This is a genomic window from Flagellimonas sediminis, assembly GCF_010500845.1.
Classification (GTDB): Bacteria; Bacteroidota; Bacteroidia; order Flavobacteriales; family Flavobacteriaceae; genus Flagellimonas; species Flagellimonas sediminis.
Map to the genome: position 1 here is coordinate 1 of NZ_JAAAMI010000012.1, position 18010 is coordinate 18010.

General features: G+C 42.2%; 19 protein-coding genes, 1 tRNA gene and 1 rRNA gene. 12 read left to right on the forward strand and 9 right to left on the reverse strand.

Annotated features, from left to right (window positions below):
• Window positions 1–95 (reverse strand): 16S ribosomal RNA (locus tag GTK07_RS17255); the annotation flags it as partial.
• Between the two features lie 719 nt (window positions 96–814).
• Here GTK07_RS17255 and thrS point away from each other — a divergent pair.
• From thrS to rplT, 4 genes are all read left to right on the forward strand, one after another.
• The gene (gene thrS, locus GTK07_RS17260; protein WP_163636423.1) at window positions 815–2755 is read left to right on the forward strand and encodes a threonine--tRNA ligase; all 1941 of its coding nucleotides are present in this window, start codon (window positions 815–817) and stop codon (window positions 2753–2755) included.
• A 36-nt stretch (window positions 2756–2791) separates the two neighbouring features.
• Window positions 2792–3343 (forward strand): translation initiation factor IF-3, encoded by a 552-nt coding sequence (gene infC / locus GTK07_RS17265; protein ID WP_313790832.1) that lies wholly within the window; start codon window positions 2792–2794, stop codon window positions 3341–3343.
• A gap of 54 nt (window positions 3344–3397) precedes the next feature.
• Window positions 3398–3595 (forward strand): 50S ribosomal protein L35, encoded by a 198-nt coding sequence (gene rpmI, locus GTK07_RS17270; protein WP_072879913.1) that lies wholly within the window; start codon window positions 3398–3400, stop codon window positions 3593–3595.
• 90 nt (window positions 3596–3685) lie between these two features.
• On the forward strand, window positions 3686–4030 hold the full coding sequence (gene rplT, locus GTK07_RS17275; RefSeq protein ID WP_163636424.1) for a 50S ribosomal protein L20: 345 nt from the start codon (window positions 3686–3688) through the stop codon (window positions 4028–4030).
• A gap of 205 nt (window positions 4031–4235) precedes the next feature.
• Here rplT and GTK07_RS17280 read toward each other — a convergent pair whose 3' ends face one another.
• The gene (locus tag GTK07_RS17280; RefSeq protein WP_163636425.1) at window positions 4236–4658 is read right to left on the reverse strand and encodes a secondary thiamine-phosphate synthase enzyme YjbQ; all 423 of its coding nucleotides are present in this window, start codon (window positions 4656–4658) and stop codon (window positions 4236–4238) included.
• Between the two features lie 99 nt (window positions 4659–4757).
• Between GTK07_RS17280 and GTK07_RS17285 the strand changes: the two genes are divergently transcribed.
• Window positions 4758–5549 carry an HAD family hydrolase gene (locus GTK07_RS17285; RefSeq protein WP_163636426.1) on the forward strand — a complete coding sequence of 264 codons (792 nt, stop codon included), beginning with the start codon at window positions 4758–4760 and terminating at the stop codon, window positions 5547–5549.
• Here the strand turns inward: GTK07_RS17285 and GTK07_RS17290 are convergent.
• The 5 genes from GTK07_RS17290 to tgt form a co-directional block, all read right to left on the reverse strand.
• Entirely contained in the window at window positions 5546–6733 is a 1188-nt protein-coding gene (locus GTK07_RS17290) for an asparagine synthetase B (RefSeq protein ID WP_235932917.1), read from the reverse strand. The two genes, GTK07_RS17285 and GTK07_RS17290, sit on opposite strands and share 4 nt — an antisense overlap.
• Before the next feature lie 103 nt (window positions 6734–6836).
• Window positions 6837–8384 (reverse strand): replicative DNA helicase, encoded by a 1548-nt coding sequence (gene dnaB / locus GTK07_RS17295; RefSeq protein WP_163636428.1) that lies wholly within the window; start codon window positions 8382–8384, stop codon window positions 6837–6839.
• 167 nt (window positions 8385–8551) lie between these two features.
• Window positions 8552–9505 carry an acetyl-CoA carboxylase carboxyltransferase subunit alpha gene (locus tag GTK07_RS17300; RefSeq protein WP_163636429.1) on the reverse strand — a complete coding sequence of 318 codons (954 nt, stop codon included), beginning with the start codon at window positions 9503–9505 and terminating at the stop codon, window positions 8552–8554.
• Window positions 9506–9617: 112 nt separating this feature from the next.
• Window positions 9618–10700: an LptF/LptG family permease gene (locus GTK07_RS17305; protein WP_163636430.1), complete on the reverse strand. Its 1083-nt coding sequence runs from the start codon at window positions 10698–10700 to the stop codon at window positions 9618–9620.
• Window positions 10700–11830 (reverse strand): tRNA guanosine(34) transglycosylase Tgt, encoded by a 1131-nt coding sequence (tgt, locus tag GTK07_RS17310; RefSeq protein WP_163636431.1) that lies wholly within the window; start codon window positions 11828–11830, stop codon window positions 10700–10702. Before tgt ends, GTK07_RS17305 begins: the two co-directional genes overlap by 1 nt.
• Window positions 11831–11983: 153 nt before the next feature.
• Between tgt and GTK07_RS17315 the strand changes: the two genes are divergently transcribed.
• The 3 genes from GTK07_RS17315 to GTK07_RS17325 are packed head-to-tail and all read left to right on the forward strand — an operon-like array spanning window position 11984 to window position 14459.
• Entirely contained in the window at window positions 11984–12829 is an 846-nt protein-coding gene (locus GTK07_RS17315; protein WP_163636432.1) for a transketolase, read from the forward strand.
• 17 nt (window positions 12830–12846) lie between these two features.
• Entirely contained in the window at window positions 12847–13800 is a 954-nt protein-coding gene (locus GTK07_RS17320) for a transketolase family protein (RefSeq protein WP_163636433.1), read from the forward strand.
• A 47-nt stretch (window positions 13801–13847) separates the two neighbouring features.
• On the forward strand, window positions 13848–14459 hold the full coding sequence (locus GTK07_RS17325) for an outer membrane beta-barrel protein (protein ID WP_163636434.1): 612 nt from the start codon (window positions 13848–13850) through the stop codon (window positions 14457–14459).
• A 54-nt stretch (window positions 14460–14513) separates the two neighbouring features.
• Here the strand turns inward: GTK07_RS17325 and GTK07_RS17330 are convergent, their stop codons facing one another.
• Entirely contained in the window at window positions 14514–15473 is a 960-nt protein-coding gene (locus tag GTK07_RS17330; protein ID WP_163636435.1) for an FKBP-type peptidyl-prolyl cis-trans isomerase, read from the reverse strand.
• 77 nt (window positions 15474–15550) lie between these two features.
• Here GTK07_RS17330 and GTK07_RS17335 point away from each other — a divergent pair, with 77 nt between their 5' ends.
• Together GTK07_RS17335 and GTK07_RS17340 are read left to right on the forward strand one after the other, a co-directional pair.
• Window positions 15551–15922 carry an RNA-binding S4 domain-containing protein gene (locus tag GTK07_RS17335; RefSeq protein WP_163636436.1) on the forward strand — a complete coding sequence of 124 codons (372 nt, stop codon included), beginning with the start codon at window positions 15551–15553 and terminating at the stop codon, window positions 15920–15922.
• Window positions 15923–15953: 31 nt separating this feature from the next.
• Window positions 15954–16451, forward strand: coding sequence for a phosphoribosyltransferase family protein (locus GTK07_RS17340; RefSeq protein WP_163636437.1), 498 nt, complete (start codon window positions 15954–15956; stop codon window positions 16449–16451).
• On the opposite strand, the gene GTK07_RS17345 is transcribed toward GTK07_RS17340, so the two are convergent.
• Complete coding sequence (locus GTK07_RS17345; protein ID WP_163636438.1) at window positions 16443–16955, reverse strand: shikimate kinase; 513 nt, start codon at window positions 16953–16955, stop codon at window positions 16443–16445. The genes GTK07_RS17340 and GTK07_RS17345 overlap by 9 nt on opposite strands.
• Window positions 16956–17074: 119 nt before the next feature.
• Here GTK07_RS17345 and GTK07_RS17350 point away from each other — a divergent pair.
• Both GTK07_RS17350 and GTK07_RS17355 read left to right on the forward strand, forming a co-directional pair.
• A tRNA-Lys gene (locus tag GTK07_RS17350) sits at window positions 17075–17150 on the forward strand.
• 461 nt (window positions 17151–17611) lie between these two features.
• A complete protein-coding gene (locus GTK07_RS17355; RefSeq protein ID WP_163636439.1) occupies window positions 17612–18004 on the forward strand; it encodes a hypothetical protein in 393 nt (130 codons plus the stop codon).
• Window positions 18005–18010 lie beyond the last annotated feature (6 nt).

An 18010-nucleotide genomic window follows, 5' to 3' on the forward strand; every position in this document is an offset into this window, starting at 1 on the left:
GGTCTCAGGGGTGCAAGCACCCCCTACCCCTCGACTTGCATGTGTTAGGCCTGCCGCTAGCGTTCATCCTGAGCCAGGATCAAACTCTTCATTGTATTTCCTTGAATGTCTGTCCGACACCCGGAAACCCCGAGTCCCCGCATCAAAATGGTTCTTGTTCTCTTTACGCTGTCGTTACAATATGTATATGAACTTCTTTATTCTAAAACCGAGTCTCAATCTCACTAAATCAATCTTCTCTCGGCTTTGACCGCACTACCTTATCGGTTAAGCGGCTGCAAATGTACAACTGTTTTTTAAACCGGCAAGCTTTTTGAAAAATATTTTCAAGCTTTTTCTTTATCTCAAAACAATCATTTTACAAGAACTTTTTCCTAGAACACCTCGATGTTTTTCGGGCTGCAAATGTAAAATGCTTTTTTTGATTACACAATGCTTTATTTGATATTTTTTTTCAAGCCTTTCCGACTTATCAAAACAGTATGTCAATGAGCTTTTGTACTAACCTAAAAACAAACCCTTTGTTGTTTTTCGGGCTGCAAATGTAACACCCTTTCCATAATATACAAGAGTTTTTTTTGCCTTTGCAGCATATTTACATTCAAGTCACTGAAAACAAAGCCTATAAAAATACAACTTTTTTTAAAACTTCAAAACAACCAAACCTTTCTTATTATATCAAACCAAAAAAGCCAATTAATTCCACCTTATTATATGTAGAATATTCATGTAAACCTATTATGTAGGTATTGTAGCATCTATACAAGATATTATCTTTGTCCTCTCGAAAGTAAAACTTAGAAGTTTAAACCACATGATAAAGATCACACTACCAGATGGTGCTGTAAAAGAAGTAGAAAAGGGAACTACGCCTATGGACGTTGCCAAAGGTATTAGTGAAGGCTTGGCCAGAAACGTTATTTCAGCCAAATTCAACGATACAACTGTGGAGACCACAACCCCTTTAACGGAAAATGGCTCCCTTACTTTATATACATGGAATGATGATGAAGGAAAAAAAGCTTTCTGGCATTCCACATCGCATGTGGTGGCTCAAGCTTTGGAGGAAATGTACCCTGGCATTAAACTGACCATTGGGCCAGCTATTGACAATGGCTTTTATTATGATGTAGATTTTGGCGACCAATCCATCTCAGAAAAGGATTTACCCGAAATTGAAAAGAAAGCCTTGGAAATTGCCCGCGGGAAGTTTGACTATAAAATGAGGAGCGTTTCCAAAGCAGATGCCCTTAACTATTATAAGAACCAAGGCAATGAATATAAGGTAGAGCTTATTGAAAACCTGGAGGACGGAACCATTACCTTTTGTGACCATAGTACCTTTACCGACCTTTGTCGTGGAGGACACATTCCAAACACCGGAATCATAAAGGCCATAAAGTTGTTGAGTGTTGCAGGGGCCTATTGGCGTGGTGATGAAAAAAACAAACAATTGACCAGGGTATATGGTATTTCTTTTCCTAAGCAAAAAGAGCTTACCGAATACCTTGAACTTTTGGAAGAGGCCAAAAAGAGGGACCACCGTAAATTAGGGAAGGAACTGGAGCTTTTCACTTTCTCACAAAAAGTAGGTCAAGGTCTTCCTTTGTGGTTACCGAAAGGTGCGGCTTTAAGAGAGCGTTTGGAGCAGTTTTTAAAGAAGGCACAAAAGAAGGCCGGTTATGAAATGGTGGTCACTCCCCATATCGGGCAAAAGGAACTATATGTTACTTCTGGGCATTATGCCAAATATGGTGCGGATAGTTTTCAACCCATTCATACCCCAAAAGAGGATGAGGAGTTTTTGTTGAAACCAATGAACTGTCCCCATCACTGTGAAATATACAACAGCCATCCGTTCAGTTATAAAGATTTGCCTAAACGCTATGCCGAGTTCGGTACTGTATATAGGTATGAACAAAGTGGAGAGCTACACGGTCTTACCCGTGTACGAGGGTTTACACAAGATGACGCCCACATTTTTTGCACCAACGAACAGTTGAACGACGAGTTCAAAAATGTGATCGACCTTACCTTATATGTATTGAATTCTTTGGGCTTCAACAATTTTACTGCCCAGGTTTCGGTACGTGACCTGGAACATCCTGAAAAATATATCGGAAATGCCGAGGATTGGGAGAAAGCCGAACAGGCCATTATCGACGCAGCGGAGGAAAAAGGACTGAAATATGTGGTGGAAAGTGGTGAAGCAGCATTTTACGGACCAAAGCTCGACTTTATGGTGAAGGATGCCCTTGGCCGTAATTGGCAGTTGGGTACCATTCAGGTTGATTATAACTTACCGAAACGTTTTGACCTTACCTATAAAGGAAGTGATAATGAACTGCACCGCCCCGTTATGATTCACCGCGCGCCGTTTGGTAGTATGGAACGTTTTGTGGCGTTATTGCTGGAACACACTGGGGGTAACTTCCCGCTGTGGCTCATTCCGGTACAGGCTATTGTATTGCCCGTCAGTGAGAAACATGAAAAATATGCCGAAAAAGTTTTGAATTCACTGGAAAATGACGAAATTCGCGCGCTCATTGATAAGAGGAATGAAACGGTAGGGAAAAAAATCCGTGAGGCCGAACTCAAAAAAATCCCGTTCATGTTGATCGTCGGGGAGCAAGAAGAAGCTTCCGGAACCATATCGGTAAGAAGGCATGGGGGAGAGGATTTGGGAAGCCTGAGCACCGATACATTTTCCGACTTGGTATCTACTGAAATAAATAGTACCTTAAAGTCGTTCTAAAAAATCAAGTTTAACTAAAAAGTATACGTCATAGCAATACGAAGAAAATTTAAGCCCCAACCACAGAGGGAGAACAAAAACCCTCACAATATCAATGAAAAAATTAAAGCCCGCGAAGTAAGGTTGGTGGGCGATAATGTGGAGATGGGTGTTTATCCCATTGCAAAAGCAATGGAAATGGCCAACGAACAAGAATTGGATTTGGTGGAAATTTCGCCCAATGCCAATCCTCCCGTTTGTAAGATTATCGATTACAAAAAGTTCCTTTACGAACAAAAGAAAAGGGACAAGGCCCTAAAGGCCAAGGCAACCAAAGTGATCATCAAGGAAATTAGGTTTGGTCCGCAGACAGATGACCATGATTATGATTTCAAGAAGCGACATGCGGAAAAATTCTTGAAGGAGGGTGCCAAACTAAAAGCCTACGTGTTCTTTAAGGGGCGTTCCATCGTTTACAAGGATCAAGGTGAAATTTTGTTGCTCAAGCTTGCCCAAGAATTGGAAGAATGGGGCAAAGTGGAGCAAATGCCTAAATTGGAAGGAAAGCGTATGACCATGTTCATCGCGCCCAAGCCAAACAAGAAATAAAAAATACTGAACCTTTGTTCAGCATAATAATAAGCGGAGTTAAAAACTAGGAAAATGCCTAAGATGAAAACAAAATCCAGTGCCAAAAAGCGATTTAAGCTTACCGGTTCTGGTAAAATCAAGAGAAAGCACGCTTTTAAGAGTCACATCTTGACCAAAAAGTCTAAAAAGCGTAAGCTAAAGCTGACTCATTCCACGTTGGTACACCCATCAGATGAGAACAGCGTATTGGAACAATTGCGTTTAAAATAATTGTTCAATCGGTACATTATTTATTAACCCTGGAGTTAGGCCATTAAAGTTCCCGTTTTTGGGACGCCTACTACAAAAAAATGAAACATTATGCCAAGATCAGTAAATTCAGTTGCTTCACGCGCTAGGAGAAAAAAAGTGATGAAGCAGGCCAAAGGTTACTTTGGAAGACGTAAAAACGTTTGGACAGTAGCCAAAAATGCGGTAGAAAAAGCAATGCTATATGCTTACCGCGATAGAAAGACCAAAAAACGTAACTTCCGTTCCCTATGGATCACCCGTATCAACGCCGGTACCAGATTGCACGGAATGTCTTACTCTCAATTCATGGGAAAAATCAAATCCAATGGAATCGAACTTAACAGAAAAGTTCTTGCGGATTTGGCCATGAACCACCCAGATGCCTTCAAGGCCATCGTGGAAAGAGTAAAATAAAAATCAATATAAACTTACCCCGCTTATTAAAAATCCCGCCTAGTGCGGGATTTTTAATTTATTGGCCTAAAACAAGTTGGATACGTATTATTCGAATTGATTCGAATGGCTCTGTTTTTTCGTTTTGATCAAAAATATACAAACCAATTTTCGTCCGATATTAGCTTTTTGAATTGTTCATTGAAAATTGCAAATTGACAATTGCTTACAGTCCAAAAGCAGTGATGACCAACCTTCTTCCCGAGGCGTGGTTGCGGTGTTCACAAAGATAAATTCCCTGCCAAATTCCCATATTCGATCGTCCGTGGGTAATCGGAATCTGAACCGAGGCTCCCATCAAAGATGCCTTGATATGCGCAGGCATGTCATCTGGCCCTTCGTAATTGTGCACATAATAAGGAGCATTTTCGGGTACCATCTTGTTCATATGACTTTCAAAATCCTTGCGAACAGTTGGATCGGCGTTTTCATTAATAGTTAAACTGGCAGACGTATGCTTGATGAATACCTGCAACATTCCCGTTCCAATCTTACCGATCTCTGGCAATGACTCCAAAACAGTTTCCGTAATTAAATGGAAGCCTCTCTTGTAAGGTCTCAATTGTATTTCCTTTTGATAAAAATGCATGTTTGTGATACTGATTCTGCACGAAATTAATACAAACTTTACCAAACAACCATGATTCTTTGATTGGAAGGGAATACCTTTGCAGCTTAATTTTTTAGCATGGACCTATCACAGATAAAAATGGTGGTTTCCGATATGGACGGCACTTTGTTGAATTCCAACCACGAAGTGAGCCCTCGTTTCTTTGAAATTTTCAAAGAGCTACAAAAAAGGAACATCACCTTTGTTGCCGCCAGTGGAAGACAATACCACAGCATGATAGACAAGTTGGATTCCATTAAGGATGAGATTATAGTGATAGCCGAAAATGGTGCCTTGGTAAAACAACAGGGAAAAGCATTGCTGACCACCCCTATTGATGGATCCGAGGTAAACCGTATTTTGGAAACCGTAGCTCCTTTGGAAAATGTGCACCCAGTGCTCTGCTGCCAAAACAACGCCTTTGTAGGAGGGGATTCCGATGCCTTCATCACCATGCTAAAGGAATATTACTCCGAGTTTCAGATTGTTAAAGACCAATCACGAGTAGATGATGAAGTCCTAAAAATTGCCATTTACCATTTTGAAAGCTCTGAAAGGTTCATTTATCCCGCGGTAAAACATTTGGAAAGCGAGCTGAAGGTAAAAGTATCCGGGGCCAATTGGGTAGATGTGTCCGATATGAACGCCCACAAGGGCTATGCCTTGCAAAAAGTGATGGAGCAACATATTGTAGCTCCCCATGAGATTATGGTGTTTGGCGATTACAACAATGATCTTGAAATGTTGGAACTTTCCGAATACAGTTTTGCCATGGCCAATGCCCACCCCAATGTGCTAAAGACTGCCAAATACAAAACCACCAGCAATAACGATTTTGGGGTAGAACGCGTTTTGGAAAAACTGCTCTAGGTTTTCTGTTTCTTCTTCCTTGCGGCAGGGAATAAAACGTTGTTCAAAATCAATCGATATCCAGGTGAAGTGGGATGAAGGTCCAGCTCTGTTTTGGGATCCCCTACCCTATGTTGGTAATCTTCCGGGTCATGGCCTCCATAAAATGTAAAAAAGCCCTTTCCTTTGATGCCATGGATATAACGGGCCTCTCCATTGATCTTGTTTTCCCCCAACACCATCACGGTTGGCTTTATCTCATCCCTTGCAAAGGCGGTGGTCTGGCCCATAAACCCTTTCACCAAACTGGTGTGGTTCTGCGTTAACATGGTAGGTACAGGATCCCACTTGGCCGAAAACTCCATCAACGAAAAATAATCGGATTCCTTGGGAACGTTGCCACGCCTGTTGGTCATATCTATGGAAGAAAATTCATAACGCAATGGGTTCCGTTCCAGAATAAAATTGGTGAAGGCAAAGGTGTTTCCAAATTCCAGCTTGGCTTGGTAATTGGCATCCGAAGGGTCACCATCGAACATAGGTTCGCAGATATCCACATTTTCGGCAGCCAGGGCAATATCAAAACTGTCGGTTGCAGAACACATGGCGAACATAAAACCTCCCCCAATGACATAATTCCTGATTTTCAGGGCCACGGCCAGTTTTTCATCCGATACCTTGGAGTAACCCAGTTTTTGCGCCAATGCCTCTGCTTCCTCCTTGGCTTCAATATACCATGGTGCCGCTCTGTAATGTCCGTAGAACCTACCATATTGACCCGTAAAATCTTCATGGTGAAGGTGCAACCAATCGTACAAAGCCAATTTATCTCCCAAGACTTCCTCATCGTAAATGGTGGTATAAGGGATTTCTGCATAAGTCAGTACCATGGTAACGGCATCGTCCCAAGGTTGGTTTTCCTTTGGGGAATACACCGCAATTTGAGGGGCCTTTTCCAAAATTACGGCATCTTGGTTTTGGGAAGGGCTGCTGATCTCATCCAAAATCTGTTCTGCCTGCCCGTCAGATAATACTTCAAAGGAAACTCCCCTGATTTGGCATTCCTTTCGTATGGCATCCCCATCGGGCAGTAAAAAAGAACCTCCACGATAGTTGAGCAACCATTGTACCTTTTGTTGTTTGGTAAGTACCCAATAGGTAATTCCGTAGGCTTTCAAATGGTTTTCCTGACCTTCGGCATCCATGGGAATAAGAATGACGGAGGCGAAGGACTTTCCGATCAATAAGAAAAATAAAAGAATCGTGAGATTTCTCGCGTTAGCTCGAAATGACAAGTATTTGAGAATTTTAGAACGGTACGTCATTATCATCTGGGTCATCGTCACTGTTCATTGCGCTGCCAAATGCTTCGTTCGCACTAGGGAACTTTGGCGTAGCAAAGGGATTTTCTTCATCCGCATTCATCTTCGATTGGAATTCGAATGGGGAATCAAAGTCATCCAAGTTATCAAATTTACCCAGAGCACCCACAAATTTTAACCTAATATTATCCAGACCGCCATTACGGTGCTTGGCCACAATGAACTCTGCTTGACCTTGGGTTGGGGTGCGTTCCTCATCGTCCCATTCGTCAATTTTATAGTATTCCGGCCTGTAGATGAAGGATACAATATCCGCATCCTGCTCAATGGCACCAGATTCCCTAAGGTCGGAAAGTATGGGGCGTTTGCTACCACCACGAGTCTCCACCGCCCTTGAAAGCTGGGAAAGGGCAATCACTGGAACATCCAATTCTTTGGCCAAAGCTTTCAGGTTACGGGAAATGGTGGAAATCTCCTGTTCACGGTTTCCTCCTTTTTGGCTACCACCGGCCGTCATCAACTGCAAGTAATCGATAATGATGAGCTTGATCTTATGTTGCGAAGCCAATCGGCGTGCCTTTGCCCGAAGGTCAAAAATGGAAAGCGAAGGAGTATCATCAATGAACAAAGGTGCTTTTTCCAAAGCTTTAACCTTTACGTTCAACTGTTCCCACTCGTGCTTTTCCAGTTTACCAGTCCTTAACTTTTCTGATGAAAGACCGGTTTCTGAAGAAATCAAACGGGTAATCAACTGTACGGATGACATCTCCAAGGAGAAAAAAGCCACCGCATTACCCGAATTAACGGCAATGTTTCGGGCCATGGACAAAGTCAACGCAGTTTTACCCATACCTGGTCTTGCCGCAACAATGATCAAATCACTGGGCTGCCAACCGGAGGTCAACCGATCAAGTTTATCAAATCCCGATGGAATCCCACTTAACCCTTCCTTATTGGAGATTTCCTCAATTTTCTTTTTGGCTTGGATCACCAAATTTTGGGCGGTCTCCGCAGAACGCTTCAAATTGCCTTGGGTTACCTCGTACAATTTAGCTTCGGCATTATCCAACAAATCGAAAACATCTGTGGAATCGCTATAAGCGTCCTCAATAATTTCACTGGAAATTTTAATGAGGCTCCTTTGAATATATTTTTGGAGAATGATCCTGGCGTGAAACTCAATATGTGCCGAAGAAGCCACTTTTTGGGTGAGCTTTATAAGATAAAAATCCCCTCCTGCGGCTTCCAGCCTGCCATCTTTCTTTAATTGCGAGGAAACGGTTAATAAATCCACCGGTTCCGAAGATTCGAACAATTTGAAGATGGCCTCGTAAATATACTTGTGGGCATCCTTGTAGAACACATCCTGATGAAGAATATCGATCACTTCATCCACCCCCTTCTTGTCAATCATCATAGCACCTAACACAACCTCCTCTAAATCAACAGCTTGTGGAGGTATTTTTCCTTTCTCAAGGCTAATAAGAGTAGATTTGTCCACTCGGTGTCCGATGACGGGGCTAGGCTTGTCCATGAATGCGAAAGTAGCTAATTAACCTTTAGTTAACTTTAAAATTGACGGAAGCGATTTCCACAGGTACTCAACAAATAAAATGTTGATAACTAAAAATACCTGTTAATAACATAAAAAAAATACGGGTTATAACCTAATTCCAAAGGTTAACCTCTGAAAACCATGACTTATTCGTCGAAGACGCCCATTTCACAGTATTTTTCCATGCGGGACTTGACCAGTTCTTTTGGTGATAACTTTTTAAGTTCCTCGTAATGGGACGAAATTTTGTTTTTTACGATTTCAAAAGTCTTGTCCCTGTTGGTATGTGCACCACCAAGTGGTTCCTTCACGATTTCATCGACCAATTTCTGCTTTTTCATATCGGCTGCGGTCAATTTTAAAGCATCGGCAGCTTGTTCCTTGTATTCCCAACTCCTCCACAAAATGGAAGAACAGGATTCAGGGGAAATAACGGAGTACCAAGTGTTTTCCAACATGAGTACCTTATCACCTACACCGATGCCCAAGGCTCCGCCAGAAGCTCCTTCACCAATGATGACTACTATGATCGGTACTTTAAGGCGGGTCATTTCCAAAATATTCCTTGCAATGGCCTCACCCTGTCCTCTTTCCTCGGCCTCTATTCCTGGATAGGCACCTGGGGTATCTATAAAACTCACTACGGGTATTCCGAATTTTTCGGCAGATTTCATCAACCTCAGTGCCTTTCTGTAGCCTTCTGGGTTGGCCATTCCAAAGTTTCTGAACTGGCGTGTTTTTGTATTATATCCTTTTTGTTGCCCTATGAACATATAACTCTGATCACCGATCTTACCTAATCCGCCGATCATGGCCTTGTCGTCTTTCACATTTCGGTCTCCATGCAGTTCCAAAAAGGTTTCCCCGCAAATGGCCCGGATATAGTCCATGGTATACGGCCTGTTGGGGTGTCTTGATAGTTGTACCCGCTGCCAAGCGGTCAAATTTTTATAGATATCCTTTCGGGTATCTTCCAGTTTCTTTTCAATCTGCGTGCATGTTTCGCTTACATCTACATCACTTTCTTCCCCAATGATCATACATTTTTGAAGCTGTTCTTCAAGTTCTTTGATGGGAAGTTCAAATTCTAGATATTCCATGGAAAGTTGAAATTTTCAATAAAAACAATGGGGACAAATATATAACATTATAGGTTACCCAAATAAATTGTGAAAGCCATTTAACGTCAAACAATTAAATGGAATTGACCATCTAACGCTTGGCCTTCATCAGCATATAAACGGCAAATGCACCAAAGAAAAGATTGGGAATAAGAACGGCCAACAAGGGGGAAAACCCAGATTGTTCCGCAAGCGTGCCGAACACCTTATCAAAGAAAATGTACACAAAGGCCACTCCAATCCCGAAAGCCAAATTGAGCCCCATGCCTCCCCTTCTTTTTACGGAGGAAACGGCAACGGCAATCACCGTTAGGATAAAAGCGGCAATGGGCAATGCCCACCGTTTGTATTTTACCAATACATAGGCGTTGATATTGGATGCCCCCTTGCTCCTTTGGTCCTCAATAAAGTCGTTGAGTTCAAAAAGATTTTTGGTCTCGGCCACGTAGGATACCGGTGTAAGGTCATCGATCTTGAAGGCGAAAATGGTATCCAACCTTCGTTTGGAGTTAATGTATTCCGTTTCATTCCTTACTTCACGCTTCTCATAATTGGTCAACCTGTACACACTATCCTTTTCTACCCATCTAATGTTACTGGCAGAAATTTTATAATCCAACTTACCAATGGTATCAAAATGCTCATAAGTAAAATTATACCCGATTTCGCGGTTGGGATCAAAACTGCTCACATAGATATAATCCGTTTCGTTCAGTTGGTTGAAAATATTTTCCGTTACCCTATCCTGGCGTCCTTTTTTAAAGTACTTGTACTCAAACTCATTGAACCCGATACTGGCATGGGGAACGATGAACATTCCCATCATAAAAATGAGAATGGCCACCAAGGTTGCCCCGATGAAATAAGGGCGCAAAAATCGCCAATACGAAACCCCAGAACTTAAAATGGCCACAATTTCAGTATTACTAGCCAGCTTTGAGGTAAAGAAAATAATGGAAAGAAAAAGGAAAATGGGCAATAATAGGTTGCCGATCACCAAGGTGAAATTCCCATAAAAAACAATCACTTCTGACAAGGGAGCCTCGTTATCAATGATCTTCCCGATTTTTTCCGCCAAATTGGCCATGATCCCAATGGGCACAAAGAGCATGAGCATCCCCAAAAAGGTGACCAAGTAGCGTTTAAGAATGTACCTATCGAGTATGGTGAGCATTAGAGTCTTTTATCCATTTGTTGTACCATCCGGTTTTTCCATTCCAGAAAATCCCCTGCTAAAATACGTTCTCTGGCCGTACGTACCAACCAAAGATAAAATCCCAAATTGTGGATAGTTGCGATCTGCTTGCCCAAATACTCATTGGCCGCGAACAAATGTCGCAAATAAGCCTTGGAATATTCCGTATCCACAAAGGTGATTCCCATCTCGTCAATTGGTGAAAAATCGTTTTCCCACTTTTTGTTTTTGATATTGATGGTACCATGCGCCGTAAACAACATCCCATTCCGGGCATTTCGGGTAGGCATAACACAATCGAACATATCCACACCCAATGCAATGTTCTCCAAAATATTGATGGGCGTTCCCACTCCCATCAAATAACGGGGTTTGTCCTCTGGCAGAATGTCGCAGACCAGCTCGGCCATTTCATACATTTCCTCTGCCGGCTCACCCACCGAAAGGCCGCCAATGGCATTCCCCTCTGCCCCAACCGAAGCAATATATTCGGCGGATTGCTTTCTCAAATCCTTATATGTAGAACCCTGTACAATGGGAAAAAAACTCTGGGAATACCCATACTTGAAGGGAAGTTTCTCCAAATGATTGATACATCGGTCCAACCATCTGTGGGTCAAATGCATGGAGCGCTTGGCATATTGATAATCACAAGGATACGGCGTGCATTCATCAAAGGCCATGATGATGTCCGCACCTATGGTGCGTTGGATTTCCATCACATTTTCCGGGGTGAAAACGTGGTGAGAGCCGTCAATGTGCGACTTGAACTTTACCCCTTCTTCCTTTATTTTTCGATTGCTGGAAAGCGAATACACCTGATATCCCCCACTATCGGTCAAGATATTTCGGTCCCAACCCATAAACTTGTGCAGGCCACCAGCTTCTTCCAAAATACTGGTATTGGGGCGTAAATAAAGGTGATAGGTATTGCCCAAAATAATATCAGGATCGATCTCCTCCTTCAATTCCCGCTGGTGAACTCCCTTCACGGAAGCCACTGTTCCCACGGGCATAAAAATTGGCGTCTGGATATTTCCATGATCCGTTGTTATTTCTCCTGCCCTTGCCTTACTTTTGCTATCTTTATGAATTAAGGTAAAATCCAACTCGTACGTTTAAAACCGCAAATATAACCAACTCATTTTCCTTAACCCTTAACAAAAAAATAAAGTTTTGGTCTGCTCTTGGTTTATAAATGTGTTTTTTACACTTGTTTATGAGGAAGATAGCCTTTACTTTTGAAAGATAAATTGAAAACAATGGCAAAAAATCAAGAATTGCAAGACCTGGTCTATCAGGTCAGAAGGGACATCTTACGTATGGTCCATAAGGTAAATTCAGGGCACCCCGGTGGCTCATTGGGCTGCACGGAGTTCTTTGTTGCCCTTTACAACGAAGTGATGGACCTTAAGGAGGGATTTGACATGGACGGAATCGGCGAAGACCTTTTCTTTTTGTCCAACGGACACATATCCCCTGTTTTTTACAGTGTCTTGGCACGCAAAGGGTATTTTCCCGTTGAGGAACTGAACACTTTTCGCTTGATCAATTCTAGATTGCAAGGCCACCCAACCACCCATGAAGGACTGCCCGGAGTACGTATTGCCTCTGGTTCTTTGGGTCAGGGAATGTCTGTAGCCATCGGCGCCGCTTTGGCCAAAAAATTAAACGGGGACAATCATTTGGTATTCAGTCTTCATGGTGATGGAGAGCTTCAGGAAGGTCAAAACTGGGAAGCCATCATGTACGCTGCCGGAAACAGGGTAGACAATCTTATCGCCACAGTGGATAGAAATGGCCAGCAAATAGATGGTCCCACAGAAAAAGTATTGCCTTTGGGCGATGTTGCCGAAAAGTTCAAGGTATTTGGTTGGGACGTCATGGAGATTGCAAACGGTAACGATCTTGATCAGGTAGTCGCCGGATTGAAAGAAGCCAAGTCCAGGACCGGAAAAGGAAAACCTGTCTGCATCGTGATGACCACTGAAATGGGCAACGGTGTGGATTTTATGATGCATACCCATGCATGGCACGGTAAGGCTCCAAGCGACGAGCAATTGGCCGTTGCTTTGGCTCAGAATCCAGAAACCTTAGGCGATTATTAATTTCAGAAAAACATACCATGACTAAATATACAGATCAAGGAAAACAAGATACCCGAAGCGGCTATGGTGCCGGAATGACGGAACTGGGAAGAACCAATCCTAATGTGGTGGCACTTTGCGCAGATTTGGTGGGATCACTGAAGATCGAAACATTCATTGAGGAAAACCCCGAGAGATTTTTTCAAGTGGGGATTGCCGAAGCCAACATGATGGGCCTTGCAGCCGGCCTGACCATTGGTGGAAAAATTCCTTTTGCGTCCTCTTTTGCCAACTTTGCCACCGGAAGGGTCTATGACCAAATCCGCCAGTCCATTGCCTATTCGGACAAAAACGTAAAAATATGTGCCTCCCACGCGGGTCTAACCCTAGGTGAAGATGGAGCTACCCACCAAATTTTGGAAGACATCGGTTTGATGAAAATGCTACCTGGGATGACGGTCATCAACCCTTGTGATTTTAACCAGACCAAAGCGGCCACCATTGCCATTGCAGACCATCATGGTCCCGTTTATTTGCGTTTTGGTCGCCCCAAAGTGCCCAACTTCACCCCAGTGGACCAAAAGTTTGAGATCGGTAAGGCCTTAATGTTGAATGAAGGAACCGATGTCACCATCATTGCCACCGGACATTTGGTATGGGAAGCCCTATTGGCCGCCGAAAGCTTGGAAAACCAAGGTATTTCTGCAGAAGTGATCAACATACACACCATTAAACCTTTGGATGAAAAAGCCATTTTGGATTCGGTAAAGAAAACTGGATGTGTAGTTACCGCTGAGGAGCATAATTACTTGGGAGGTCTGGGAGAAAGCATTTCCGGAGTATTGGCTATGCACCATCCTGCTCCCCAGGAGTTTGTGGCTACCAAGGACACTTTTGGAGAAAGCGGAACCCCCGAACAGCTTATGGAGAAGTACGGATTGAACAATAAAGCAATAGAAGAAGCCGTTTTAAGGGTGTTGAAACGTAAATAGTTTCAGATACCTCCTTTGGAGGTAATAAATCTTTTAAAATGACACTTATGAAAAAAACACTTCTTGTAGCAGTATTTGCACTGATCGGTGCAACAGCATTTGCCCAAAGTGGCTCCGGATTCGGAATTAAGGCGGGTTTATCCTATAACAAAAATGGGGACCTGATCAGTTCAGTTGGCGAAGGCGGACAGGACATTACTGAAGGAGCCAAAGGGAAAGCCGGTTACCATTTTGGTTTCTGGGGAAAGTTGGACTTCCCAAAGATTTATTTGAGACCTGAATTGGTATATTCCAAGACCAAAAGTTCCTATGAAGTTGATGGGGATTCCCAAGATTATGACATCTCTAAATTGGACATGCCCGTACTTTTAGGGTATAAATTGATCGGGCCTTTGCACATTTTTGCGGGTCCGGCGTTTCAGTATACCTTGAAAAACGATTTAGGTGATTTGGAGGTAGAGGACGTTAAAAATGACTTCACTGTTGGCTTGAATGCCGGAGTGGGCGTAAATCTTGGCAATATTGGATTGGATGTACGCTATGAACGTGGTTTCTCTGAAAATGAGGCCCAGTTCATCGGGAATAATGTTACCGATATTTCCGGTAGGGTAGATTCCAGACCTTCACAAGTAATTTTTGCACTCTCCCTTAAGCTGTAGAAAAAGCATATTGAAATATAAAAAGCCCGATGAAATCATCGGGCTTTTTTATGCTTAATTGGTATCTGGATCCAAGTAATCCGGAACCCCATCCCCATCTTTGTCCGGGTATGGTTTTATAATATTTCCGTTACCATCGGAGATTTCTCTTCGTGTTGAAACCCCATCGCCATCGTCATCGGCATCATTAAAATTAGGTGCTGGAACGGCAAAACGGCCTTCATCCTTAGCATCGGTATTGTCATCGTTTAAATACCCATTTCCATTAAGGTCCTCTTCAATGGAAGGAATTCCATCATTATCACGATCGGTATCTTCAACATAAAGCCCCAGCTCTACTTTAAACAATATTGGTGAATAGCTGGGTATCAGAGATGAATCTGACCTGTTGAAATATGCCAACCCAGACGGCATCACTAATATTCCCATTCCACTATTCATTATGTCATACGTACCATCGCCGTTTTCCACAATCTGATCTTCGGTTCCGGCATTCAACTTTGCCACACCATTGGCATATCCCCTTACAGTAACAGGGAGTTCTTGCCAAACAAAATCCTGGCTTTCATCAAACAATTTTCCGTTCAAAAGGGAACCTTGGTATCGAACCAAAGTAGAATCGGCATATGTTGGACTTCCGCCTCCTCCAGGTCTTACCACAATATAGTAAAGCGTATGTTCAATATCTTCTTCGCCGGCACTCAATCCCAAATAATCAGAATTTACTTTGATTTTTACGGATTGTGCATCTTCCATCAAAGAGCGTTTACCTGCATTATCACCAGCCAAAGTATCGATCACAATTTTATAATCGAATCCTTCCGGCATGGTCAGTTCATCAAAATCTTCGTAATTGTAGAAATGGGTATTCAGAAATTCCTTGATCGTTGCATCGTCTTCGGGAGCCACATCGCTCAATAGGCTTGGTGGTACCTCCACAATACCATCATCATCCTTTTTACAAGAAAAAACAACCGCTACAAAAATCAAAGAAACTAAAATCCGGTACTTCATCAAGTTTGTCATTTAGCTGCGCAAGATACAATTTTCCGCTATTTTTGCTTTGTCCGTTAACAAAGAATTGCGAAGACATGCGTATTGACAAGTACCTTTGGTGTACCAGATATTACAAAACCCGAAACCTTGCCGCCACAGCCGTTAAAAAAGGACAGGTGAAGGTCAATGGTGCCGCAATCAAAGCATCTAGAGAGGTGTATCCCATGGACAAGATCGTAATCAGGAAGGATCAAGTGGATTATCAATTGACCGTACTGGATATTCCCGAAAGCCGCGTTGGGGCCAAATTGGTGGATATTTATAGAAAGGACACCACACCAAAAGAGGCCTTTGAGCACACCGAACTGTTGCAACATGCCAAAACCCATTACCGAAAAAAAGGATTGGGACGCCCCACCAAAAAAGACCGGAGGGACATTGATGATTATTTGGACGAATCTGAATGATCTGTTTTATCTTTGAAACAACAAGTACCATATGATGAACCGCATACTTACCCACGATCAGATCCAGCATATTGTCAAACGTATTGCTTACCAAATCTATGAGACCAATGTGGATGAGGAAGAAATTATCATTGCCGGTATTAACGGTGGTGGGGTTAGTTTTGCAAAAAAAATCACAGATATCCTTAAAAAAATCACCGACGCAAAAATTGTACTCCTCAAAATGGACATGGACAAGAAAAATCCATTGGAGAGCGGTGTCAGTACGTCTATGGACGAAAAAGAATACAAGAACAGATCGATTGTATTGGTGGATGATGTGCTGAATTCCGGAACTACTTTAATTTACGGTACCCATTACTTTTTAAAGACCCCGATAAAACAATTAAAAACAGCCGTTCTGGTCAATAGGAATCATAAAAAATACCCCATCAAGGCTGATTTTAAGGGGATTTCGCTTTCCACTTCATTGAACGAGCACATAAAAGTGGTTTTTGAACCCAATAACGATGCGGTCTACTTAGAATAGGACTTTTTTGATCTTGGCAACAACTTCTTCAGGTTTACCTTTTCCATTGATTATATGTTGGGCCTGGGAGTAATAGGGAACGCGTTCAAAAAGATGTTTCCCCACAAATTCCGGTAAATCTTCATCGGGAATGTCCTTAACAAGGGGGCGGTTTTCTTTTTCCGTGGCAATGCGGTCCACCAAATCGGGAATGGACATTTGGAGATAGATGGCATGGTCCGCCTTCCCCAAAATGGTCTGCATATTGTTCCCATAACAGGGGGTTCCCCCGCCTGTTGAAAGCACAACGGAATCATGCTCCTGTAATATTTTGGCAAGCATTTGGTGTTCCAATTTTCGAAAATAAATCTCTCCCTTTTCAGAAAAAATGGTTTTGATGGGTTTTTTTTCGTTTTCTTCGATATACGAGTCCAGATCCAGAAATGGAATTCCTAATTCACTGGCCAACAGTCGTCCAACGGTGGACTTTCCGCTTGCCATATATCCCATCAAAACTACTTTCATATGCATCAATTTCCTGTGATTTCAAAAAAACACAAATTTATCATTAATTCACCTTGTAAAATAGATTATTGATGTTATATTTGCACCCGCTTAGCAAAACTGCCAAGCACTTATTGAATGACCTGGTAGCTCAGCTGGTAGAGCATTTCACTTTTAATGAAAGGGTCCCGGGTTCGAGCCCCGGCCAGGTCACCAAACAAAATCCAAAACCTTGACAATCAAAGATTGTCAAGGTTTTTTCCTTTTAGGCCATTGATGTGCTTACGTCCATAACTAATGTTATGCCAAATTTGGAATAAGATTAAAATCCATACATTTAGCATAACATATCTCGCTCCTAGCCTTCCCGTCCTGGAGGAACAATGATATTTTTGCATTCATGCCTGCAAATCCACATATCAAAATAAAATCAACGTCGTTAAATGTTTCTAAATCCTATAAATAGTCAAAGTTTAAGTGGAACTTGGTTAATGACCAATGATGGAAATTATTATGGAAAGCCGAGGGTCATCAAATTTGAAGGGGACCAAATATTACACTATGAAATATTGGACCTGTTGAAAGATGGATTCTTGCAAAAGAAGTTTGCATTTAGCGAAAAATGGTCGGAAACTAAAAATGAAATCCTAAATGAAAATCAAATTCGGTTTTTTCCGATGGGAAAAAAGCATTCCGTAATCAATGAAAACGAATCCAGAACAGAGGACACCGAATTTGCCATGGACTATGAGTTGTTAACACCTACTCTGACGGAGTTGACTGAAGAGGAAATACAAAAGCTTCATTTTTTTATAGAATGGAACAACGAAACACTTGATTTTAAGTTTAATCAATCCTTGGATAGCATAACAATACAAGAACTCAACAAAAAAATGGGTTGGGAAGGAAGAAAACTTGTTTTGGAGAAAATGGACAACACCTATTTTGGCACTCTATACGAAAATGGATATAGATCCATGTTATTACCGATCAAAGAAATTGACAAAGAGAAGGTTATTCTTTCAGGATTCCCTAAAGAACCATACCAAGCAATAGGTTACCCAAAATAAACAACC